This window comes from Nocardia sp. 149-1B (genome assembly GCF_057747975.1).
Map to the genome: position 1 here is coordinate 112,170 of NZ_CM173233.1, position 22,022 is coordinate 134,191.

24 protein-coding genes are annotated in these 22,022 nt (G+C 72.6%); 10 read left to right on the forward strand and 14 right to left on the reverse strand.

The features are described 5' to 3' along the window. Positions 1-6 precede the first annotated feature (6 nt). Positions 7-501, reverse strand: coding sequence for a DinB family protein (locus tag AC3ANS_RS00505; RefSeq protein WP_488294224.1), 495 nt, complete (start codon positions 499-501; stop codon positions 7-9). A gap of 136 nt (positions 502-637) precedes the next feature. On the opposite strand from AC3ANS_RS00505, the gene AC3ANS_RS00510 reads away from it, so the two are divergent. Further along, on the forward strand, positions 638-1,558 hold the full coding sequence (locus tag AC3ANS_RS00510; protein WP_488294225.1) for a calcium-binding protein: 921 nt from the start codon (positions 638-640) through the stop codon (positions 1,556-1,558). Between the two features lie 13 nt (positions 1,559-1,571). Here the strand turns inward: AC3ANS_RS00510 and AC3ANS_RS00515 are convergent, their stop codons facing one another. After that, positions 1,572-2,741 (reverse strand): PucR family transcriptional regulator, encoded by a 1,170-nt coding sequence (locus tag AC3ANS_RS00515; RefSeq protein WP_488294226.1) that lies wholly within the window; start codon positions 2,739-2,741, stop codon positions 1,572-1,574. 105 nt (positions 2,742-2,846) lie between these two features. Between AC3ANS_RS00515 and AC3ANS_RS00520 the strand changes: the two genes are divergently transcribed. Then, positions 2,847-3,962, forward strand: coding sequence for a ferredoxin reductase (locus tag AC3ANS_RS00520; RefSeq protein ID WP_488294227.1), 1,116 nt, complete (start codon positions 2,847-2,849; stop codon positions 3,960-3,962). A gap of 81 nt (positions 3,963-4,043) precedes the next feature. Further along, entirely contained in the window at positions 4,044-5,273 is a 1,230-nt protein-coding gene (locus AC3ANS_RS00525) for a fatty acid desaturase family protein (protein ID WP_488294228.1), read from the forward strand. A gap of 208 nt (positions 5,274-5,481) precedes the next feature. On the opposite strand, the gene AC3ANS_RS00530 is transcribed toward AC3ANS_RS00525, so the two are convergent. Then, positions 5,482-6,354 carry an oxidoreductase gene (locus tag AC3ANS_RS00530; RefSeq protein WP_488296570.1) on the reverse strand — a complete coding sequence of 291 codons (873 nt, stop codon included), beginning with the start codon at positions 6,352-6,354 and terminating at the stop codon, positions 5,482-5,484. 102 nt (positions 6,355-6,456) lie between these two features. Between AC3ANS_RS00530 and AC3ANS_RS00535 the strand changes: the two genes are divergently transcribed. Continuing rightward, the gene (locus tag AC3ANS_RS00535) at positions 6,457-7,308 is read left to right on the forward strand and encodes a helix-turn-helix domain-containing protein (RefSeq protein ID WP_488294229.1); all 852 of its coding nucleotides are present in this window, start codon (positions 6,457-6,459) and stop codon (positions 7,306-7,308) included. Between the two features lie 138 nt (positions 7,309-7,446). On the opposite strand, the gene AC3ANS_RS00540 is transcribed toward AC3ANS_RS00535, so the two are convergent. After that, positions 7,447-8,619 carry a right-handed parallel beta-helix repeat-containing protein gene (locus tag AC3ANS_RS00540; protein WP_488294230.1) on the reverse strand — a complete coding sequence of 391 codons (1,173 nt, stop codon included), beginning with the start codon at positions 8,617-8,619 and terminating at the stop codon, positions 7,447-7,449. A gap of 74 nt (positions 8,620-8,693) precedes the next feature. Here AC3ANS_RS00540 and AC3ANS_RS00545 point away from each other — a divergent pair, with 74 nt between their 5' ends. Next, on the forward strand, positions 8,694-10,286 hold the full coding sequence (locus AC3ANS_RS00545) for an alpha-amylase family glycosyl hydrolase (protein ID WP_488294231.1): 1,593 nt from the start codon (positions 8,694-8,696) through the stop codon (positions 10,284-10,286). Here AC3ANS_RS00545 and AC3ANS_RS00550 read toward each other — a convergent pair. The 5 genes from AC3ANS_RS00550 to AC3ANS_RS00570 all read right to left on the reverse strand — a co-directional run bounded on the left by AC3ANS_RS00550 (position 10,273) and on the right by AC3ANS_RS00570 (position 13,842). Continuing rightward, entirely contained in the window at positions 10,273-10,485 is a 213-nt protein-coding gene (locus AC3ANS_RS00550) for a hypothetical protein (protein WP_488294232.1), read from the reverse strand. The genes AC3ANS_RS00545 and AC3ANS_RS00550 overlap by 14 nt on opposite strands. Positions 10,486-10,546: 61 nt before the next feature. Further along, positions 10,547-11,833, reverse strand: coding sequence for a hypothetical protein (locus tag AC3ANS_RS00555; protein ID WP_488294233.1), 1,287 nt, complete (start codon positions 11,831-11,833; stop codon positions 10,547-10,549). A 91-nt stretch (positions 11,834-11,924) separates the two neighbouring features. Beyond that, positions 11,925-12,539: a hypothetical protein gene (locus tag AC3ANS_RS00560; protein ID WP_488294234.1), complete on the reverse strand. Its 615-nt coding sequence runs from the start codon at positions 12,537-12,539 to the stop codon at positions 11,925-11,927. Between the two features lie 86 nt (positions 12,540-12,625). After that, positions 12,626-13,297: a hypothetical protein gene (locus AC3ANS_RS00565; protein ID WP_488294235.1), complete on the reverse strand. Its 672-nt coding sequence runs from the start codon at positions 13,295-13,297 to the stop codon at positions 12,626-12,628. Beyond that, positions 13,294-13,842 (reverse strand): RNA polymerase sigma factor, encoded by a 549-nt coding sequence (locus AC3ANS_RS00570; RefSeq protein ID WP_488294236.1) that lies wholly within the window; start codon positions 13,840-13,842, stop codon positions 13,294-13,296. The genes AC3ANS_RS00565 and AC3ANS_RS00570 overlap by 4 nt, the downstream gene beginning before the upstream one ends. Positions 13,843-13,887: 45 nt before the next feature. Here AC3ANS_RS00570 and AC3ANS_RS00575 point away from each other — a divergent pair, with 45 nt between their 5' ends. From AC3ANS_RS00575 to AC3ANS_RS00585, 3 genes are read left to right on the forward strand one after another with little or no spacing between them, the layout of a single operon-like run. After that, positions 13,888-14,814 (forward strand): serine/threonine-protein kinase, encoded by a 927-nt coding sequence (locus AC3ANS_RS00575; protein ID WP_488294237.1) that lies wholly within the window; start codon positions 13,888-13,890, stop codon positions 14,812-14,814. A 57-nt stretch (positions 14,815-14,871) separates the two neighbouring features. Next, positions 14,872-15,312: a MerR family transcriptional regulator gene (locus tag AC3ANS_RS00580; protein WP_488294238.1), complete on the forward strand. Its 441-nt coding sequence runs from the start codon at positions 14,872-14,874 to the stop codon at positions 15,310-15,312. Between the two features lie 19 nt (positions 15,313-15,331). Next, positions 15,332-16,315, forward strand: a complete 984-nt coding sequence (locus tag AC3ANS_RS00585) for an NAD-dependent epimerase/dehydratase family protein (protein WP_488294239.1) — start codon at positions 15,332-15,334, stop codon at positions 16,313-16,315. Here AC3ANS_RS00585 and AC3ANS_RS00590 read toward each other — a convergent pair. The 4 genes from AC3ANS_RS00590 to AC3ANS_RS00605 are packed head-to-tail and all read right to left on the reverse strand — an operon-like array spanning position 16,283 to position 19,812. Further along, positions 16,283-17,008 carry an ABC transporter permease gene (locus AC3ANS_RS00590; protein WP_488294240.1) on the reverse strand — a complete coding sequence of 242 codons (726 nt, stop codon included), beginning with the start codon at positions 17,006-17,008 and terminating at the stop codon, positions 16,283-16,285. The two genes, AC3ANS_RS00585 and AC3ANS_RS00590, sit on opposite strands and share 33 nt — an antisense overlap. Then, on the reverse strand, positions 17,005-17,922 hold the full coding sequence (locus AC3ANS_RS00595) for an ABC transporter ATP-binding protein (protein ID WP_488294241.1): 918 nt from the start codon (positions 17,920-17,922) through the stop codon (positions 17,005-17,007). The genes AC3ANS_RS00590 and AC3ANS_RS00595 overlap by 4 nt, the downstream gene beginning before the upstream one ends. Further along, positions 17,919-18,851, reverse strand: a complete 933-nt coding sequence (locus AC3ANS_RS00600) for a hypothetical protein (protein ID WP_488294242.1) — start codon at positions 18,849-18,851, stop codon at positions 17,919-17,921. The genes AC3ANS_RS00595 and AC3ANS_RS00600 overlap by 4 nt, the downstream gene beginning before the upstream one ends. After that, complete coding sequence (locus AC3ANS_RS00605) at positions 18,835-19,812, reverse strand: ABC transporter ATP-binding protein (protein WP_488294243.1); 978 nt, start codon at positions 19,810-19,812, stop codon at positions 18,835-18,837. Before AC3ANS_RS00605 ends, AC3ANS_RS00600 begins: the two co-directional genes overlap by 17 nt. A gap of 56 nt (positions 19,813-19,868) precedes the next feature. Here AC3ANS_RS00605 and AC3ANS_RS00610 point away from each other — a divergent pair, with 56 nt between their 5' ends. Further along, on the forward strand, positions 19,869-20,264 hold the full coding sequence (locus tag AC3ANS_RS00610; protein WP_488294244.1) for a hypothetical protein: 396 nt from the start codon (positions 19,869-19,871) through the stop codon (positions 20,262-20,264). A 133-nt stretch (positions 20,265-20,397) separates the two neighbouring features. Here the strand turns inward: AC3ANS_RS00610 and AC3ANS_RS00615 are convergent, their stop codons facing one another. Further along, positions 20,398-20,910, reverse strand: coding sequence for a MarR family winged helix-turn-helix transcriptional regulator (locus tag AC3ANS_RS00615; RefSeq protein ID WP_488294245.1), 513 nt, complete (start codon positions 20,908-20,910; stop codon positions 20,398-20,400). Positions 20,911-21,025: 115 nt separating this feature from the next. Between AC3ANS_RS00615 and AC3ANS_RS00620 the strand changes: the two genes are divergently transcribed. Next, positions 21,026-21,967, forward strand: a complete 942-nt coding sequence (locus AC3ANS_RS00620) for an NADP-dependent oxidoreductase (protein ID WP_488294246.1) — start codon at positions 21,026-21,028, stop codon at positions 21,965-21,967. Positions 21,968-22,022 lie beyond the last annotated feature (55 nt).

Here is a 22,022-nt window from a genome sequence, read left to right on the forward strand (position 1 = left end):
CCGCGGTCAGCGGCCGGTGGTCTCGTCGATCTGCTCGCGCAGGATGTCCATGTGGCCGAGGTGGCGCGCCACCTCGGTGGCGGTGTGCGCCAGCACCCAGCGCAGCGTCTTGGGGTGGCCGTCGACCGGCACCACGGTGAGCGTCTCGATCCCGTCGGCGGCCGCGATGTGCCGGTCGGCCTCCTCGATCGCGGCGCGGTAGTCCGCGACCACCGCCGCCGCCGGCACGTCGGCCGGCACCACCATGGAGAAGTCGGTGTCGGCGTACGCCGGGTCGCCGCCCAGGTGGTGGGCGAACCACCACCGCTCGCCGTCGGCCAGGTGCTTGACCAGGCCCAGCAGGGTCGTCTCGGACACGACGAGCCGGCGCCGCAGCTGCTCCTCGTCGAGTCCCTCGATCTTCTTCAGGGCGCACGCCCGGTGGAACCGGAGGAACGCCAGGGCCGTGTCGAGCTCACCGTCGTCGTTGCGGGGGACGGCCTCGCGCTGGGTCTCGAGCATGGGCTCGACTCTAGGCACGCCGGCGGGACGGATCGTGGCGCGTGCGCTCGGTGGTGAGCCCCCGCGCGTTGGTGTCGGGCAGCGATCTGTCGCAGAGTGGCCCGACAGGACGCCCTCTCTCGGATCGGTGATGACGATGAAGAACCCCCGTGCACGAGCGCTCGCCGTGCTCGTCGGCAGCCTCACGCTGACGATCACGCCTGCCTTCGGCGCCACGCTGAAGGGCACCGCCGGCAGCGATCGCATCGTCGGCACCCAGAAGGCCGACCAGATCTCCAGCCTCGCGGGCCGCGACGTGGTCAAGGGCCGCGGCGGCGCTGACCACATCCTCTCGGGCGCCGACGACGACCAGGTGTGGGGCGGCGCCGGCCGGGACCGCATCGACAGCTTCACCGGCGACGACGAGCTCCACGGTGACGGCGGCGACGACCTCCTCAGCGCCCTGGTCGGCGACGACTCGGTCTACGGCGGCGACGGGGACGACGACCTGTACGGCGGCTCCGGGGCCGACGACCTGCACGGAGACGAGGGCCGGGACACGATCCGCGGCGCGTCGGGCGACGACCTCCTCTACGGCGGCCCCGGCAACGACAACCTCACCGCGACGACCCCTGACGGACAGCCGGCCGTCGGCGGCCTGGTGGGCGCCGCGGGTGCCGATCGTGTCTACGGCGAGGACGGCGACGACCACGTGTCCGGCAGCGAGGGCGACGACTACGTGGACGGAGGGGCGGGAGACGACGAGCTCGACGGCGGACCCGGCGCCGACCTGCTCGTGGACGGTGCCGGTGACGACCAGCTCACCGCCGACGAGGACGACGACGTGATCTACCTCGGCCCCGGCCGCGACGAGTCCTACGGCGAGGAGGGCAACGACGTCTACTACGTGCTCGACGACGGGGTCAGCGACGACATCTACTGCCAGGGCGGTTACGACCGGGTCTACTTCGTCGGCGCGCGGGACCGTCTCGACGTCATCCACGACCTGCCCGACGGCGCCGGGCCCTGCGAAGTGGTGGAGGTCGTCGACAGCCCGCCCGCCGACTGGCCGTACTGACGCCCGGCACCGCCTAGCCCAGCGCGACCACCAGCGCGAGCACGACCTCGGGGTCGTCGAGCCGGTCGCCGTACAGCTCACGGAGCTGGCCCATGCGGTAGCGCACGGTCTGAGGGTGGACGAACAGCTCGGCGGCGACGGCTTCGCGCCGGCCCTGGTGCAGCAGCCAGGAGCGCAGCGTGTCGGCGAGCTTGTCGGCGGTGCCGGGCCGCAGGCCGGCGAGGGGCGCGAGGAGCTGGTCGCGCAGGTCGGCGCGTGCCGTGGGGTCGGCGTCGAGGACCAGCCCGACCAGGTGGGCCTCGGTGTCCAGCTCGATGCCGGCGGAGCGGGCCCGCAGCGCGCGGTCGTACGACGTGCGCACCTCCAGCCACGGGCGCGCGGGCCCCGCGAGCGCACCCCGGTCGGCGAGCGCGCGCAGCAGCGGCAGGCGACGGTGGCCGTGCGCGTCCGGCACCAGCAGCAGCACGCTGTCGTCGAGGCCCGGCGGATCGCTGACCTGCAAGGTCGCCGGCGAGACCGTCGACATCACCGGCCGCACCTGCGACTCCGGGACGATCACCGCGGTGAGCGTCCTGGGCGGCTCCCAGCCGGCCCGCTCGGCCGCGGCGACGACCTGGTCGACGGGTGCTCCCGTCAGCAGGTGGTGGGCCACGCGCTCCAGCAGCCGTTGACGCACCCGGCCGCTCGTGGCGAGCTCGTCGGAGTGCCCCGCGACGCTCGCGGCGGACAGCTCGTCGATGTAGGCGAAGACCAGCTCCGCGAAGCCCGCGAGGCTCTCACCGGCAACCCCCTTGCGCACCGCCACCGTGGACATCTCGCGCCACGAGACGCGCGCGCCGATGCGGTACGCCGCGAGCAGCGCGTCGGTCGACCGGCCGCTACGAGCCTCGCCGCGGCCCAGCTGGTAGGCGCCCTCGACGGCCGGTGCCGCCGGGGTCGAGACGTCCGCACCCCGGCTGCCGCTGGCCAGCGAGAGGAAGCCGCCGAGCGCCAGCTGCACCGCGTTGCGGATCGTCTCGCCCATCGGCCCGCTGAACGCGTCGGTGTAGCTGGGCACCTCGTCGATGATCGCGGTCACCACGTGCTCGGCCACGCGGGGCAGCTCGGCCCGCATGTCGTGCACCGCGCCGGGGTCGAGCCGCAGGCCGTGGTCCGCCGTACGCCGGGCCGTGTGTCGGACCATCTCGCCTCCTGCTCGAGCCAGACTGTTCGCAGATGATAATTGTGATGCAGATCTTCACGTCCAGCGGTCATGATCTTACGCACGCGGGCCAGCACACTCGGATACATGAGCATCGCCATCCCCACAGGTTCGGCCCGGTCCGGGTCCGGGTGGTCGCTGCGCACCTCACTGCGCCAGGTCGCCCAGGCGGCCGTGACGCCCCGTGACCTCGACGACGTGCTCGACCACTTCCACCCGCTGCGGCGCGGCACCGACCTGCGCGGCCGGGTGGTCGAGGTGCGACCGGAGACCTCGGCCTCGGCGACCCTGGTGATCAAGCCCGGTCGCGACTGGGCCGGCCACGTCCCTGGGCAGTACCTCCGCGTCGGCGTCGACGTCGACGGTGTCCGCCTCTGGCGCACCTACTCCCTGACCCACGGCCCCCGGGCCGACCGCTGCATCTCGATCACCGTCAAGGCGATCCCCGACGGCGTCGTGTCCAACCACCTCGTCCACCGGATCCGGCCGGGCCAGATGATCCACCTCGGCCAGGCCGAGGGCGAGTTCGTGCTGACCCAGCCGATCCCCGCCAAGCTGCTGCTGGTCACCGCCGGGTCCGGCATCACCCCGGTCATCGGCATGCTGCGCAACCTGTTCTCGCGCGCCGAGCGGCCCACCACCGACATCGTGCTGCTGCACTCCGCGCTGTCGCGCTCCGAGGTGATCTTCGGCGAGGAGCTGCGACGCTACGGCGCCGCCGGCTGGCTGCGGCTCGTCGAGCTGCACACCGACACCCACGGCCTGCTCGACGTACGCGATCTCGACACGATGGTCCCCGACCTGGCCGACCGGACGGCGTACGCGTGCGGGCCCGCGGGCCTGCTCGACGCGTTGCAGGAGCGCTACGACGCCCTCGGTCTCGCGCTCAACGTGGAGCGGTTCCGCGCGCCGATGGTCGCCGAGCCGGGCGAGGGCGGCACCATCGGCTTCACCTCCGGCATCACCGTCGAGGCCGACGGCGCGACCCCGATCCTCGACGCCGCCGAGTCCGCCGGCGTGCTGATGCCGAGCGGCTGCCGGATGGGCGTCTGCTACGGCTGTGTGCTGCCGCTGCGCGAGGGCTCTGTGCGCGACCTGCGCAACGGCCAGCTCACCACCGCCGCCCCCGGGGACGGCGTGATCATCCAGACCTGCATCAACGCCGCCGCCGGCGAGTGCCACCTCGACCACGGCGGTGGTTGAGGTGCTCCGAGCGAGGAACGAGCGAGGAGCCTCGAAACCCGCTGAGCTGCCCGACGACATCGACGTCCAGGAGACGAAGCCATGACCGCGATCCAGAAGAAGCCCGTCAGCCCGATCGACCACCTCACGCCCGAGGACATCGAGCAGCTCGGTGTCGAGCTCGACGCGATCCGCCAGGACATCCTGGACAGTCGCGGCGAGAAGGACGCGAAGTACATCCGCACGGTCATCGACGTCCAGCGGCGACTCGAGCTCGGCAGCCGCGCCGTACTGCTCTTCTCCTCGCTCCCGCCGGCCTGGGTGCTCGGCACGGCCGGCCTCAGCGTCGCGAAGATCCTCGAGAACATGGAGATCGGGCACAACATCCTGCACGGCCAGTGGGACTGGATGCGCGACCCCAAGATCCACTCCACGACCTGGGAGTGGGACATGGCGACGCCGGCCGAGCAGTGGAAGCACTCGCACAACGAGCTCCACCACACCTACACGAACGTGATCGGCAAGGACAACGACCTCGGCTACGGCATCATGCGCGTCGACGAGGACCAGCCCTGGCACCCGTTCTTCCTCGTGCAGCCCCTGTGGAACTTCATCAACGCCTGCTTCTTCGAGTACGGCATCGCGGCGTACGACCTCGAGCTCGGCGCCACGATCAAGAAGAAGCAGACCCAGGACCCCGACTTCAAGCGTCGGGTCAAGGGCGTGCTGACCAAGATCCGCCGCCAGGCCACCAAGGACTACGTCGTGCACCCGGCACTGTCGATCCCGACCGGGTCGTTCCTGCCCACGCTCGCGGCGAACTTCACCGCGAACGTCGTGCGCAACCTGTGGAGCCACTCGGTGATCATGTGCGGCCACTTCCCCGAGGGCGTGGAGACCTTCGAGAAGCGTTCGATCGAGGGTGAGTCCCGCGGCGAGTGGTACGTGCGCCAGATGCTCGGCTCGGCCAACATCTCCGGCTCGAAGGCGATGCACCTCATGAGCGGCAACCTCTCCCACCAGATCGAGCACCACCTGTTCCCCGACCTGCCCTCGAACCGGTACGCCGAGATCGCCCCGCGTGTGAAGGCGCTGTTCGAGAAGTACGACCTCAACTACCACGAGGCGCCGCTGCCCAAGCAGGTCTACTCGGCCTGGCACAAGGTCGTCCGGCTCTCGCTGCCCAACGGCTGGCTGGCCACCACCAACGTCAAGAACGCCCCGCAGCAGCTCACCATGCTCTACAAGATGAGCACCGGTGGCCCCAAGGTGCGCCGCGCCGCCCAGGCCCGCCTCAACCAGCAGGCCCGCAAGGCGTCCGCGGCCGCCTGACCGGCGTCGCGGTGGTTTCGAGGCTCGTCGCTGGCGCTCCTCGCACCTCAACCACCGTGTGAGCGGCGCCTGACCGGCGTCGCGGTGGTTTCGAGGCTCGTCGCTGGCGCTCCTCGCACCTCAACCACCGTGTGACCGCCGTGTGAGCGACGTCCACGGCGGTTGAGGTGCGAGCGCAGCGAGCCTCGAAACCCCGTGGCCCTGCGGCTCAGCGACCGATGGCGTCCAGCTCCGCGAGGTCCTCGGCCGACAGCTCGAGCCCCGCACCGGCGACGTTCTCGCGCAGGTGGGCGAGCGAGGAGGTGCCGGGGATCAGCAGGATGTTCGGTGAGCGCCGCAGCAGCCACGCCAGCGCGACCGCCATCGGCGAGGACTCGAGCCGGGTCGCGACGGCGTCCAGCGCCGCGGACTGCAGCGGGGAGAACCCGCCCAGCGGGAAGTACGGCACGTAGGCGATGCCCTGCTCGGCAAGCGCGTCGATCAGGTCGTCGTCGTCGCGGCGGGCGAGGTTGTAGAGGTTCTGCACGCACACCACCGGGGCGATCGCCTGCGCCTCGGCGACCTGATCGGCCGAGACGGTGCTGAGCCCGAGGTGGCGGATCAGCCCGTCGCGCTGCAGCTCGGCCAGGGCCTCGAACCCCTCGGCGATCGAGCCGGGCTCGGGGCGGTCGAACCCACCGACGCGGTAGTTCACGACATCGAGCGTGTCGAGACCGAGGCGGTCGAGGTTCGCGTGCACGTCCTCGCGGAGCTCGCGCGGGCTGCGCGCGTGCGGCCAGCCGCCCTCGGCGTCGCGACGCGAGCCGACCTTGGTCACGATGTGCAGGTCGGCGGGGTAAGGGTGCAGCGCTTCTCGGATGATCTCGTTGGTGACGTGGGGTCCGTAGATGTCGGCGGTGTCGATGTGGGTGATGCCGAGCTCGACCGCCTCAAGCAGCACGGCAACGGCCGCGTCGCGGTCGGCCGGCGGCCCGAAGACATGGGGGCCGGCGAGCTGCATCGCGCCGTACCCGACGCGGGTCACGGTGAGGTCGCCGAGCTCGTAGGTGCCGCCAGGAAGGGTCGTGGGATTGATCGTCATGCCGACCACGGTGCCCCGGCCGGATCCGATGGCCCAGGTCCCGCTCATCCTGGGAGCGAGAGGGCCAGGGACGGCCGGGACCACCCGGCTACCGTGGGACGGGTGACCGACGACCGTCGCCTGGGTGACTACCTCCGGGCCCGCCGCGAGCTGGTGCGGCCCGAGGACGTCGGGCTGCCGGTCCATGGCGTACGCCGGGTCGCGGGGCTGCGCCGCGAGGAGGTCGCGATGCTCGCGGGCATCAGCTCCGACTACTACCTGCGCCTCGAGCAGGGCCGTGACCGCAACCCCTCGGTGCAGGTGCTCGAGGCGCTCGCGCGGGTGCTGCAGCTGGACGCGACGGCCACGGAGTACCTGCTCACTCTCGGCTCCCCGCGACCGCGATCACGAGTCCGCCGCCCGCGCCGCGAGACGGTGCCGCCCGAGATCGCCCAGCTGGTGCAGGTCATCGGCCTGCCGGCGTTCGTGGAGGGTCGCTATCTCGACGTTCTCCTGGCCAACCCGCTGGCGACGGCCCTGCAGCCCAATGTCCGGGTCGGGGAGAACCGGCTGCGCTCGCTGTTCCTCGACCCAGCGGAGCGCGCGCTGCTGCCCGGATGCCCCGAGCTCGCGCCGCAGCTCGTGGCGGGCTTCCGGGCACGCGTGGGCCACGACATCGACGACCCGCGTGTGGTCGAGCTCGTCGGCGAGCTGTCCTTGAAGAGCGAGGAGTTCCGCCAGGCCTGGGCCCGCCACGACGTCAAGGCGGTGGGCAGCAAGCCGGTGCTCCTGGACCATCCCCTGGTGGGCATGCTCGACCTGCGACTCGCGAAGCTCGCCGTCGAGGGCACCGACGGCCAGACCCTGGTCGTCCACCACGCGGAGCCCGGCACCGACACCGCGGAACGGCTCGCGCTGCTGGCGTCCCTGGTCGCGGAGCGGCCTGTGGGTCTCCCGGCGCCGCACCGGTCCTGACCCCGGCGAGCACTAGGGTGGGCGCATGCTCGGTACGGACTCTCGGAACTCCTGATCCTCCTCGTCGTGGCCGCGCTGGCGGTCGGGCTGTTGGCAGTGCTGGTGAGAGGGATCCTGCGGCGCTGAGCCCGCCGGCGGTCAGCGGCGTCGCTCGTAGGCGCCGAGGTCGATGCGGCCGACCACCGGGCGGCGCGCCCGGCCGGCGGGGTCGACGTACTCCCAGCGGGCCCGCCACTGGGCCGGCACCCGCACGCCCCGGTTGATCGCGGGGGAGCCGGCTCGCAGCCGGAAGTCGTCTCGCGCCGGGCGAACGAACCCCGCCAGCCCCACGCGGCGATTGGCCCTGGCGCCGACGGGGTCGGCGCCGGTGGTGACGTTGCCCGGGCCGACGAGGAGGTTGTTGACGAGGTGGGCGCGACTCGCGTCGGCGAGGCTGACGAACGTCCCCGTCGTCCGCCGGTTCACGAAGGTGTTGTTGGCGACCCACAGCTCCGGTGAGCCCGTGAGCCCTTCGGCGCCGTAGGAGACCAGGGTCGAGTTCTCGGAGCTCGGGCCCTGGATGACGAGGTTGCCGGCGATCAGGGAGCGCCCGCCGTTGGGCAGGTCGATGGAGTAGCTGGCGGTGGCGTCGCCGTCGGCGATGCGGTTGCCGACGATCGTGTTGCGCGCGGCCCGGGACTTCAGCTCGTGGCCGACGTCGGCGTCGCCCAGGTAGCTGCCGGTCACGGTCAGCGACCGCACCGCGCCGACGTAGAGGTTGTGGCTCTGCCCGTCGCCCGCGCCGTTGCGGAAGAAGCGGCTGCTCCGGATGACGACGTCGCTCGCGGAGTCGGCGCCGGTGAGGATGCCGTCCTGGTTGTCGTGGAACCAGCTGCGGGTGACCGTGAGGTCGGTGCCCTCCTGGCGGATGCCGGCGCCGTTGGCGTCCGGGACGGTGGCGCCGCTGAACTCGATCCGGTCGACCCGGGTGCGGTCACCGGCGATCACCCAGATCGCCTTGCCCTGCGCACTCCGCCCGTCGGCCTCCAGGTGCGCGCGACCGCCGACAGCGCGCAGGGTGAGGTCGTCCTGGGTCCAGGTCGCGACGTCGCCGGCGTACGTCGCGGCGTCGATCAGCACCGTGTCGCCGTCGTGGGCCAGGGCGGCCGCCGCGCTCGGGGTCGTGAGCGCGCGACCGGGGCCGACCTGCCAAGTGTGTGGCCCGGCCTCGGCCCGTGCCACGGGTGCGGCGGTGGCGGCCGTGACCGGGGCCAGCAGCAGCATCGAGAACAGCCAGACCGGCGCCGCGTCTTTCCACGTGGTCCGCGTCATCCCCACGATCCTCTCCCGAGTGAAGGCCTCTGCCGCCACGATACGGTCCGGCGGCGGGGAGGAGGATGGGTCTCGTGGCGGGGACAGAGTGGCTGCGAGACAGCGTGATCTACCAGATCTTCCTGCCGTCGTACGCCGACGGCGACGGGGACGGGGCGGGCGACCTGGCCGGTGCGGCTGCACACCTGGACCACCTCGAGTGGCTCGGCGTCGACGCGATCTGGTTCAACCCTTGCTTCGCCTCGCCGTTCCGTGATGCGGGGTACGACGTGGCCGACTACCTCACGATCGCGCCGAGGTACGGCACCAACGAGGACATGGTGGCGTTCGTCGCCGAGGCGCGGCGCCGCGGGATCCGGGTGCTGCTCGACCTGGTCGCCGGCCACACGTCGGTCGAGCACCCGTGGTTCCGGGCGTCGGCGGCCGACCCCGGCGACGACCGCTACATCTGGTCGGACCGTCCCGGGCCGGGGTTCGTCGCATCGCCCGGCCCGAGGCCGGGCTACTACCTGAAGAACTTCTTCGACGAGCAGCCCGCGCTCAACTTCGGTCACGCCCGCCTCGACGATGCCGAGCCGTGGCGGCAGGACGTGGACGCCCCAGGACCGAGGGCCAACCGGGCGGCCCTGGTCGAGGTGATGTCGTACTGGCTGGACCGGGGCGTGGCGGGGTTCCGGGTCGACATGGCCTACTCGCTGGTGAAGGACGATCCCGACTTCACCGCGACCGCGGCGCTGTGGGCCGAGCTGCGGGCGACCATCGCGGATCGTCACCCCGACGCCGTGCTGCTGCCCGAGAACGACCACCGGGCCGGGCCCGGTCTCGGTGTCCGGGCAGGGTTCGATGCCGACTTCTTCCTGGTGATCGAGCGGGCGCACAGCCTCCTGTTCAACAACGGCGGCGCGGGCACGCTGGCCACCCTGCCCGACCTCGGCCCCTGCTACTTCGACGCGAGCGCGCCGGAGGACGCCGACCGGTTCGGCGCGTTCCTGGAGCTGTGGTCCCAGCACCAGGCCGGCTCAGGCGGGGACCGGCTGGTCGTGCTCCCGTCGGCGGACCACGACTTCTCCCGGCTCGCGACCGCGCCCCGGCCGGCCGACCAGCTCGGCGCGGCCTTCGCGTTCCTGCTGACCTGGGGCTCGATCCCGTCGATCTACTACGGCGACGAGATCGGGCTGCGCTACCTGACGGGCCTGCCCGACCGGGAGGGCAGCATCTGGAGCCCCGGGTTCAACCGCGCCGGCTGCCGCACCCCGATGCAGTGGGACGACAGCGAGCCGAACGCCGGGTTCTCCTCCGCCCGGTCCGAGGACGTCTACCTGCCGCAGGACCCGGACCCGCACCGGCCGACCGTGGCCGACCAGCGGGCCCGGGACGACTCGACGCTGCACCGGGTCCGCCGGCTGATCCAGCTGCGCCGGCGTGCGCCCGAGCTGCGCCCGGGCACACCGACCGAGGTCCTCGCCGACGGCTACCCGCTGGTCTACCGCCGCGGCGAGCGGCACCTGGTCGTCGTCAACCCCGCAGGCTCGACCCGCGAGGTCGAGGTCGCGGCCCTCGCCGGGTGGACCGCGTCCCCGTTGGAGGTGAGCGGCGTGGTCGTCGACGGGACCCGGGTCGTCGCCGACGCGTTCGGGTACGCCGTGCTGGGCCTCACGCCCCGCTGACCGGCTGCTCCTCGTCGCGTAGGCGCCGGCGCTTCACGGCCGAGTCGATGATCTCCGCGCCGACGTAGATGACCACGAAGCCGCCGACGTAGATCACCCAGAAGGTGGCCGGCCCCGACGGCCAGGCCCGGTCGAAGGCGGCGTCCACGAGCACCATCCAGGCCGCGACGGCGAATCCCGCGAGCACGGCCCGCGTCATGCGTCCCACGATCGAGTCCCCCGTCTCCCGAGTGCAGGTTCGTTCGCAGGATACGACCGCGTCAGTCGCGCTCGCAGCCGAGCTCGACCTCGGCGCGGCAGCGGTCCACACCGCGCCCGCCGCGAGCGCGGTCGGCGCCGGACCCACCGAGCAGCACGTCGCGGTCGTGGCCGCCGACCAGCCAGTCGTCGCCGGCCCCGCCGTACAGCCGGACGGCAGACCCGCCGCACTGCTCGCTGCGGGAGCGCAGCACATCGCCGCCGCCCCGGCCCCGCGCGATGCTGCCGCACGCCCCGGTCTCGATGACGTCGTGACCGCTGGTCCCCAGGATCCGCACCGGCTCGCGGGCGTAGCCGGTGCTCCTGACCTCCAGCCGCTCGGTCTCGAACGGTGCCGTGTGGCCCCTGCGGGTGAAGAGCCCGCGGGCCAGGTCGTAGACGACCGACAGGTTCTCGGTGCCGGTGTAGCCGAGCATCTCGATCGTGTCCACGCCCGGTCCGCCGATGGCGCGGTGTGGGTCGCTGCTGAACCGGAGAATGTCGTCGCCGCCTCCGGCGTCGACGCTCGGCCGTCGACCGGCCACGTAGATCGTGTTGGGGCCCTCGGTCCCCTCGACCTCGACCGTGCCGGTGCTGGTGACGGCGACGTCCTCGACGCTGTCGAGGGTGCTGAACGCGACCCCGTCCGCCGTCGCGGTCCCGGCGGGGAGGTCGATGCGGACGATGTCCTCCACCTCCGACATCCAGGCGGTGTAACTGTCGGTGCCCGGCCCACCGGACACGTGAGCTTCGCCTCCCGGGGGATTGAAGACGGTCACGAGGTCGTTGCCGGCGCCGAGGTCGATGTCGTCGTCGTTGGGTTGGCTGTAGGTGCCGGAGATGACCCGGTCGAGCCCGCCGTAGGTGCGGATCACGTCGGTGTTCTCGGTGCCGGTGCCCGGGACGGAGTCCCCGTCGTCGGCCCGCTCGGCGTAGACCTCCTCACTGCCGTCGGAGCCTTCGAAGAGGTCGGAGCCCGAGCCCAGGACCACCTGGCTGACGCCGTCGTCCTGCGTGTTCTGGACCCGGTCGTTGCCCTCGCCCGCATTGATGACGGCCGAACCCGTGACGCAGACGGCGTCCGCGCCCCCAAGGGCCCACACCGAGCCGACGTCCGAGACGACGATGACGTCGTCGCCCTCGGTGCCGCGGACCTCGTCCGTGCCCGCGGGCGCGGTGATGGTGGCGGCGAGTCCGAAGCACGTCGCGGGTGTCGTCCCGCCCGCGAGGGCCGGGATGGCGGGTCCGAGCAGTGCCAGAGCCGCGGCCCCTGCTGTCGCCGTCGTCCTACGCCAGGTCCTGAGCCTCATGCCGATCTCCCCCGAGTGTCGAGCGCGCGTTCCCGACCACCCTAGGCGTGGCCGGGACCGCAGCGCATCGGATCGAGTTCGCGCGAGATCCTCAGGCGGCTCGCAGCACGGCCGCGCGGGCGAGCGCCGACAGCTGCCGCGGACCCATGGGTGCGGACACCTCGACGACGCCGACGTTCGTGTCGGCGGCCAGGGCGGCGTACCCGCCCGCGCGGGTGCCGTCCCCGTTGAAGGCGAGCATCCACGTGACCGTGCCGGCATCGGTGGACCACCGGTGGGCGGGTCCGTAGTACCAGTGGCCCTCGGGCACGTCCTGGCAGGCGCTGACCTCGCGCACGATATGGCGGTAGCTCGCGGTGGCCTTGGCGACCGACGACCGGCCGGCGACCTGCTCGGACACGGTGAACGGCCCATCGCCGGTGCGGCCCTTGAACGTGGCGTGCACGATCCGGTCGTGGCGACCGACGACGTCGCGCATCCGCGTCTCGCCGGTGCAGGCCGAGAGCGCGAAGCCGCCTGCGCCCGTGTGGCGGGTGACGGGCTGGTCGGAGTCGAACGCGCGGGCGACGGCCGCGCGGGTGAGCAGGTCGTGAGTGCCTGCGGCGGCACGGTCCGCCGGCAGGGCGGACGCGGACCCGGTGGCAAGTCCTCCGGTGAGCGCCAGAGCGGCGGCAGCGGCGGCGAGGGTGGTGCGTCGGATGTTCATCGGTTCCTCCAAGACGTGCATGGTGATGCGGACGTCTACGTGATGACCGGGGGCACGGTTTTGTTGGTTGGGAGCCGCGAGAAGTTTCAGCCGAGCCGCTGGACGACGCGCGTGGCCAGGTCGTGCAGCCCGTCCGGGTCGACCGGGGTGGTGTCGCCGTACACGTCGACCAGGCCGATCCGGTCACCGGAGCGCGCCAGCACGCCGTACGCCGCGTGCTCGGCATCGGCGCGGCCGATCCGCCACACCTCGGCGGTCCCGCCGTCGGTGTCGACCGAGCTGACGAGGGTCGACTGCTGGTTCCCGGTGCCGCTCGTGCAGTCCTGGTACCAACCCGAGATGCGCCGGTACAGCTGCCGCGCCTGGGGTGGCGTCTCCACCTGGGTCACGGTCTCGGCGGCGGTCAGCGACGAGGCGTGGTCCCAGTCGACGCTGACCGTTCCGGACAGGAGCGCGACGTGGCTCAGGGCGGAGCGCTGACAGGCGTAGGCGAACTGGGGCTCGCCGTTCGCCAGCGCCTCGATCGACAGCACCGGCCAGCCGATCGTCTCGAAGTCGGTGGTCGCCAGCAGGTCGTCAGCGCCGAGCAGTCCACCGTCCGGGGTCGGCCGTGGGGTGTGGCTGCCCGAGCCCGGAGCGGAGGCCGGGTCGGGCCCCGGACCGGAGACGGCGTTCGCCGTGAGACCAGCGGCGGCCCCGGCGACCACGGATGTCGCCAGCAGCAGGAGCGCGGCCGTCCGGCCGATCCGTCGCCTCATCGCTCCCCGAGCATCGCCCGCAGCTGGGCGCGCGCCCGGTGGATCCGGTCCTTGACCGCGCTCATCGGCGCACCCGTCGTGGCCGCGATCTCGTCGTACGTCAGCCCGCCGAGGTCGCGGAGCACGAACGGCTCGACCACGCTGGGCGAGCGCTCCTCGAGCTCCTCCAGGGCGTCCAGCAGGTCCAGGCGGGTGCCGGCGATGACACTCGTGGTGCGCGGGTCCGGGTGCTCGGGCAGCAGCTCGGCGGAGCGCTCGCCGGCTCGGCGCCGCAACGACCGGTACGTGCCCCGGGCGGTGTTGGACGTGATCACCACGACCCAGCCGCGGAACGACCCACGCCCCGTGAACTGGTCGAGCTTGGTGGCGATCGTCAGGAGCGCGTCCTGGGCCGCCTCCTCGGCGTCCTCGGGGTAGGGCAGGAAGCGGCGGCACCGCCCCAGCACCATCGGCCGGATGCGCGCGAGCAGGTCCTCGAGCGCCGCGGCGTCGCCACGACGGGCGCGCACGACGAGCGCGTCGAGGAGCTCGTCGTCACGATCCACCTCAGGCGGTGAGCCCGACATCGAGCCTCCCGGGATACTGGCTGCATGGCACGCCTGGGACGCTACCTGCTCGAGGAGCGGCTCGGGACCGGGGCGTTCGCCACGGTGTGGCGCGGATACGACCCCGAGCTCGACAGCACCGTGGCGGTCAAGGTCCTGGCCGAGAACTGGGCCGCCGACGCCGGGGTCTGCGAGCGGTTCCTGGCCGAGGCGCGGCTGCTGCGCCGGATCGCCCACCCGGCCGTGGTGCGCGTGCACGACGTCGGGACGGCGTACGGCGACGACGGGTTCGCCCGGCCCTACTTCGTGATGGACCTGGTGGACGGCGGCACGCTGGAGTCGCGGGTCGGCACGCTCACCCCGGGCGCCGCGCTGGCGCTCGCCGTCGAGGCGGCCGAGGCGGTCCAGGTGCTCCACGACGAGGGTGTCGTGCACCGCGACGTGAAGCCCAGCAACCTGCTCGTCGACGCGAGCGGTCCGGCCCCGCGCGTGCTGGTCGCCGACCTCGGCAGCGCCAAGCTGCTCGCCGACGCCTCGATGCTGACCGTGGTCACCGGCAGCCCGGCCTACATGGCGCCCGAGCAGGCGAGCAACATCGGTGGCTTCGACGCCCGGGCCGACGTCTACGCGATGGGGGCGGTGACCTACCAGCTGCTCAGCGGCCGGCTTCCGTACGACGTGGACTCGCCGGCCGCGGCCCGGGCTCGTCCCGACGTCCCACCGCCCCCGATCGCCGCGGAGCTCGGTCTGCCCGGCCAGCTCGACGACGTGCTGACCCGGGCACTCGCGGCCCGGCCGACGGAGCGCTTCGCGAGCTGCGCCGACCTCGCCGCCGCGCTCCGCGAGCTCGCGGCCGGCCGCGCGGTGACGCTGCCGCGCCGGCGCATGGCCGACTGGCCGCTCGTCCCGGTGCTGCTGCTGGCCGTCGTGCTGTTCGTGGTCTCCGGGACGCTCGCCTGGGTGCTCAGCTGATCGCTTGCCTGGTCACTGCTTGACCTGAAGCGCTTCAGGTTCCGCAGACTGGGTGGCATGACCACCGCGACCGCCTCCACCTCCTGGTTCACGATGCAGGAGGTGTCTCGGCGTACCGGCCTCACCGACGCGACCCTGCGCTACTACGAGCGCGTCGGGCTCATCGACCGGGTGCCCCGCGACGACAGCAGTCGCCACCGCCGCTACGACGCCGCGACGCTCCAGACCCTGGAGGCGCTGTCCTGCTTGCGCGCGACCGGCATGGGCATCGAGGAGATGCGCCGCTACCGCGAGCACCTCCGCGCCGACGATGCGACGGCGGAGCGTGAGCTCTTCGAGCGCCACGTGCAGCGGGTGACCCGGGAGATCGCGGCGCTCCAGCTGCGCCGCGACTACCTGGCCCAGAAGGCCGCGCTCTGGTCGGCACGCGAGGCGGGCGACCCCGCCGCCGAGGAGCGTGCCGTGCGGCGGCTCACCGAGCTCGCCGACCTGCTCTGACCCGCCCCGAGAGGACGACATGACCACGCTTGACCCTGTCCACCGCACGACCGTCCTCGTCACCGGGGGCACCGGCTACCTCGGCGCGCACACCGTGGCCGCCGCCCTGACGGCCGGGTACGCCGTGCGCACCACGCTGCGGAGCCTGGCCCGCGCCGAGGAGGTGCGGGCGATGGTGGCTCGCGCCGGCGCCGACCCGGCCCGGTTGTCCTTCGCCGAGGCGGACCTGACCCGCGACGACGGATGGGCCGAGGCCGTCGCCGGCTGCCGGTCGGTGCTGCACGTGGCCTCGCCGTTCCCGGCGGTCGAGCCGGCGGACCCCGACGAGCTGATCGGGCCGGCCCGCGACGGCGCGCTGCGGGTGCTGGGTGCTGCGCGGGAGGCCGGCGTGGAGCGGGTCGTGCTGACGTCGTCGTTCGCCGCGATCGGCTACCCGGTGGTCGACGGCCGGCGGTACGACGAGCGCGACTGGACCGACCCGACGCCGGACCTCCCGGCGTACATTCGCTCCAAGGCGGTCGCGGAGCGGGCTGCCTGGGACGACGTGCGCCTCCACGGCGCGCCCGAGCTGGTGGTGCTCAACCCCACCGGGATCTTCGGTCCGGTGCTCGGCCCGGATGCCGGCACGTCGGCCGGCATCGTGCTGGCGATGCTGCGCGGCCTGATGCCGCTCGCGCCGCGCGCGGTCTCCGGGGCGGTCGACGTGCGCGACGTGGCCGCCATGCACGTGCGTGCGCTGCAGGTGCCGGGGGCCGCGGGTCAGCGCTTCCTGCTCACCGCCGCGACCGTGAGCCGGCTCGACATCGCCCGGAGCCTCCGGGCCGCGCTCGGTGACGTGGCCGATGCCGCGCCGACCGAGGAGATGGACGGACCGGCGCCCGCGGTGCCGGTCCTCGTCACCGCTCTGGCGCGTGAGGTCCTCGGCTTCGATCCCCGGCCGATCGAGGAGACCCTCGCCGACACCGGGCGCTCACTCGTCGCCGGTGAGGTTGAACGCGCGTAGCCGGCGTCCGGTCTGCCAGGTGCCGGCCACGATCACGACGGCGAGCGCGATCACGGCGTACGCCAGCGGGAGCTTGTCGACCAGCGACACGTCCGCGACCTGCTGGACGACGGCCGCCGACCAGCGGGTCACGCTGAGCCAGCGCACGCCGTCGAGCAGCCCGCCCAGCAGGCCCTCCCAGATCAGCAGGTAGATCAGCCCGATCACCACGGCGTGCCGGGTCATCACCGACAGCAGCGCGAACAGCGCGCAGTAGGCGATGCCCTCGGCCAGCGCGCCGACCGCGAAGCCCACGGCGTACGACGGGGTGTCGGTCAGCAGCACCAGCCCGGCGAGGAACATCGGCACCGCGGCGAACACCAGCACGCACCCGGCCGCCACCACGAGCTTGCTGATCACGATCGTGTGCCGCGAGATCGGCTTGGCCAACAGGTAGGCGATCGACCCGTCGTCGATCTCGGGAGCCAGCAGCCCAGAGGTCGCGAGCAGGGCGATCAGCGGCACGATCACCACCAGGCCGAGCCCGTAGAGCGTGTGCCGGGCGCCGACGTCGTCCTGGCCGACCAGCGCTCGCGCCAGCGCCGACAGCCCGATGAGCACGACCGGGAGCACGAACAGCAGCGCCCCGCGCCAGCGCCCGAAGATGCTGCGCACGCCCAGCCGGACGATCGTGGGGGAGATGGCCCGGCTCATGACGGGGCCACCAGGTAGGAGAAGACGCTCTCCAGGGACTCGTCGGTCGGGGTCACCTCGTGCAGGCGTACGCCGTGCTCGCGCGCCAGCCGGGGCAGCACCTCGCTGAACCGCCCGAAGTCGGAGGCCTCCAGCTCGATCCCGCCCTCCGAGCGCAGCCGCGCCCCGCGCACGGAGGAGTCCGCGAGCAGCACCGACGCCATCAGCCGGTCGTCGCCGGTGCGCAGCACGAACCGGTTGGGCCGGTCGGTCATCAGCCGCCGGATCGCGCCGAAGTCGCCCGACGCCGCGTGCCGGCCGGCCACCACGACCTCGATCTGGCGCGCCACCTGCTCGACCTCCTCGAGGATGTGGGAGCTGAACAGCACCGTGCGACCCTCGGCACCCATCGTGCGGAGCAGCTCCATCAGGTGGATCCGCTGGCGGGGGTCCATGCCGTTGAACGGCTCGTCGAGCAGCAGCACCGCCGGGTCGTGCACGAGCGCGGACGCCATCTTGATCCGCTGCCGCATGCCCTTGGAGTACGTCGAAATCTCGCGGTCCTGGGCATCGGTCATCTCGATCAGCGCGATCGCCCGCTGCGCCGCGGCCCCGGGGTCCGCGAGCCCGTGCAGCTCGGCGTTGGCGACGACGAACTGGCGTCCGGTGAGGTAGTCGAACAGCGCCTCCCGCTCGGGCACCAGCCCGAGCTTGCGGTAGACCTGCTCGTTGCGCCAGAGCGGGTCGCCGTCGAGGGTGACCGTGCCGGTGGAGGGAGCCAGGAAGCCCGACATCATCGCGATCAGCGTGGACTTGCCGGCCCCGTTGGGGCCCAGCAGGCCGGTGACGCCGGGGCCGATCGTCATCGAGACGTCGTTGATCGCGACGACGTTGCGGTACCACCGCGAGACGTGGTCGATCCGGATCTCGCTCATGGGCTGACCTTCCGGTACCTCAGCATCAGCCCGCCGATCGAGCCCAGCACCGTCAGCGCCGTGGCGACGACGTACAAGATCCCCATGGCGTCGCCGGACGGTGGTGTCGGCGTGGCCTCGGGGGCGTTGAAGAGGAAGACCTGCACGCCGTTGACCAGCGTGTACGGCGAGAACAGCCCGGCGACCTCGCCGACCACGTCCTGGTCGGCGCCGACCGCGATGCCCTGGATCGTGGAGACGACCGTGTAGCTGACGAGCAGCACCACGATCACCGCGGTCACCGCCAGCCCGCGGCGGATCGTGAGGGCCGCGACCAGCGCGGCCAGCCCGGCGAGGCAGGCCGCGAGCAGCGCGGCGCCGACGATCGCGCCGAGGAACCGGCCGGTCTCGCGCCCGGGCGGCAGGTCCGCGAGCAGGCCGCCGACGTACATCAGCAGGAGCGGGGCGCCGATGAGGATGAACGTCGCGACCGCCAGCGAGCCCAGCCGCACCAGCACGTAGACCGACCGGCGCATCGGCCGCGCGAGGTAGAGCGTGATCGTGCGGAACCGCAGGTCGCGGGAGATCAGCGCCGGGGCCTGGGAGGCCACGAACACCGAGATCAGCAGCTGCGTGGTGAGCGGGTACGTCGAGTACGCGACGATCTGCTCGTCGAGGTCGAGGATGTTCCTGGCCTGCACCAGCACGCCGACCAGGATCAGTGCGGGCAGCAGCATCAGCCCGAGGAGGATCATCGGCAGCACCTTCGAGCGGGCCGAGCGGCCCAGGCCGTAGGTGTTGCGCAGGCCGGTCTTGAAGAACGACCAGGCGACCGGGCCCTCGCCGAGCCGTGGCCCGCCGTACGGGCGGTAGCCGAGGTCGTGGATGACCCCGGTGGGGGGCGTGGTGCCGGTCGCGGCGTTCACGGGCAGCTCAGACGGGCTGGACATCGCCGGCACCTCCGTCCCGGAAGACGTCCTCGATGCGGTGGTGCCGCTCCTGCATCCGCACCAGCCCGAGCCCGAGGTCGACGGTGAGGTCGCGGACGACGTCGGGGGTGGTCTCGTCGCGGACCTCGACCTCGATCATCGTGCCCTCCGCGGGCCGGGCGACCAGGCCGGCGTCGACCAGGGCCTGGCCGAGCAGCCGGTCGGCGTCGGGGCGGCCCTGCACCTCGACCAGGAGGCTGCCGGTGGCGTGCAGGAACTCGGTGGTGGCCGAGGAGCGCAGCAGCTTGCCGCCGTCGAGCACGACGACGTGGTCGCTGACCCGCTCGAGCTCGCCGAGGAGGTGTGAGGTGACGAGCACGGCGATCCCGAACTCCCGGCCGATCCGGCGCACCAGCGCGAGCATGTCGTCGCGCGAGGACGGGTCCAGGCCGTTGGTGGGCTCGTCGAGCAGCACCAAGCGGGGATCGTGGACCAGTGCCTGCGCGAGCTTGGCGCGCTGCTTCATGCCGGTGGAGTAGCCGCCGATCGGGCGGTAGCGCTCCTCGGCGAGGCCGACGTGTCGCAGCACGTCGGAGGCCCGTTCGCGGGCCGCGGCGTACGGCAGCCCGGACATCTGGCCCAGGTGCACGACCAGGTCGCTGGCGGAGACGTCGGCCGGCAGGCAGTCGTGCTCGGGCATGTAGCCCACGAGCGCCCGGATCTGCCCGCCCTCGGTGGCGACGTCGTGGCCGAGCACGGTGGCGCTGCCGCTGGTGGCCGGGATCAGGCCGAGCAGGATCTTGATCAGCGTCGACTTGCCGGCGCCGTTGGCGCCCACCAACCCCGTCACGCCCTCGCCGATGGTGACGTCGAGCCGGTCGAGCGCGGTGACCCGGGGGTACTGCTTCGTCAGCCCCGCGGTCTCGATCACGCCCACGATCCTCAACCTAGCCCCGCAGCGGCGTGGTCGGCCCGGATCCACGCGGACATCGGGGGAACCTCCGGGTGTTTCCCGAGGCGGTGCGGCAGGCTGGTCCCATGCGATTCACCGAGCACGAGCTGACCGTGGCCCTGACCGAGGTCGCGAAGAACGTGCTCGCGACCCAGGACCGGTCGGTCCGCAAGGGCTCGCGGACCGTCGAGGAGGCATGGGAGGGGCTGTCGCGGTTCGCGCGGTTCCAGATGCTCGACGCGCTCGGCACCCAACTGTTGGCGACCCTGGTGGCGCTGCCCGACGTCGAGGTCGCTCCGGGCGGGCGGCCGACGTACACCGACGAGCAGGTCCGGATTGCCGTCGAGGAGCACCTCGGTGACGAGCGCGGCGTACGCCGCAAGGCGCTGCTCACGGCCCGGGTCGCGCTGGTGCAGCTCGCGCTCGAGTGCCTGCCGCCGCGCCAGGACCCCGACGCGCTGATCGTCCCCGACCACCTCTGAGCGCCCCCGAAGGGGCCGGCGGTCCTGAGTTGCGGGGGTGGTCGTCAAGACCGCCGGCAACCACCACATGTCACGAGTGCGGTCCGGCGTTACATCACGGGTACACCGGTCTAGACCGGTGCACCGTCGCGGATCACCGCTTGCGGCGCCGAGGCGTGGCTGACCGCGGCGGTTGGGCGCGCATGTGGTCGAGGACCGGCTCGAGCAGGCCGGCGAGGGTGCTGACGTCGCGCTCGCCCAGGGTCGCGAAGAGCAGGTCGCGCACGACCTCGATGTGGCCCGGCAGCGCCTGGGCCAGCCGCTCGCGTCCACTGCTAGTGATCGTCACCGTGACGCCGCGGTCGTCGTCGGGCGAGGGGCCGCGCTCGACCCAGCCGGCCTTCTCCATCTGCCCGGCCTGGTAGGTCAGGCCGCTGCGGCTGTAGACCACCTCGTCGGCGAGCTCGGTCATGCGCAGGCTGCCGGTCGGTGAGTCCAGGCCCAGGCGGGCCAGCACCTTGAACTGCACGTAGGTGAGTCCGGCCGCCTCGCGCAGCTGCTGCTCGACCTGGTGCCGCAGCAGGCCCGCCACGTCCATCAGCCCGAAGTAGGCACGCAGCTGGGTCTCGTCGAGGCGCAGGTGGTCGTAGGGCTCGGCGAAGGGCACGGCCGCACTCTACGCCGAATGTTCAGATTCGAAACACTTGCTTCGAGTTCAAAGCATTGCTACGTTCTGCGTGTGCTTCGGATTCGAAGCATTCCGATCGAACGAGGAGCTCCCCATGAAGGCCATCCGCTTCCACCAGTACGGCGACGCCGACGTCCTGCGCTACGAGGACGTCGACCTCCCCACCCCCGGCGCCGGCCAGGTGCGCATCAAGGTCGCCGGGACGACGTTCAACGGCGTCGACGGCAACATCCGCGCCGGCAACATGCAGGGCCCGATGCCCCTGACGCTGCCGCACATCCCGGGCCTGGACGTCGCCGGCACCGTCGACGCGGTGGGCGAGGGCGTCAGCGGCACTGCGGTCGGCGACGCGGTGATCGGGTTCCTGCCGTTCGTCGTGGACGGCGCCTCAGCCGAGTACGTGCTCGCGGACGCCGCGGGGCTGACCGCGGCCCCGACCTCGATCCCGCTCGTCGACGCGGCCGCGCTCCCGATCGTCGGCCTCACCGCGTGGCAGGCGCTGTTCGAGCACGCCGGCCTGCGGGCCGGGCAGCGGATCCTGGTCAACGGCGCGAGCGGTGCGGTCGGCGGCTACGCCGTACAGCTGGCCAAGGCCGCGGGCGCTCACGTCATCGCGACCGGCAGCGCGACCAGCCGGGAGCACCTCGAGGGCCTCGGGGCCGACGAGGTCGTCGACCACACGGCGACCGAGGTCAGCGCCGCGGTGACGGCTCCGGTCGACGTCCTGCTCAACCTCGCGCCGATCACGCCCGAGCAGTTCGCCGCGCTGGCCGCCCTGGTCGGCGACGGGGGCGTCATCGTCAACACCACCGTGTGGATGCCCGCCCCGAGCGACGAGGCGCGCGGGGTGCGCGGCATCGACCTCTACGTCCGCAACGACCCCCAGCAGCTCGCCGAGCTCGTGGCACGCGTGGACCGCGGTGAGCTCGTCGTCGACGTCGCCGAGCGGGTCGCCCTCCCCGACCTCGCGTCCGTCCACGCCCGCGCCGCGGCGGGCGCGCTGGCCGGCAAGGTGGTCGTCGTTCCCGAGGTCTGACACTCAGGGGAGCCGGCGGGTAGGTCCTTCTCTGTCGATCGCGCCCGAGGGTGGC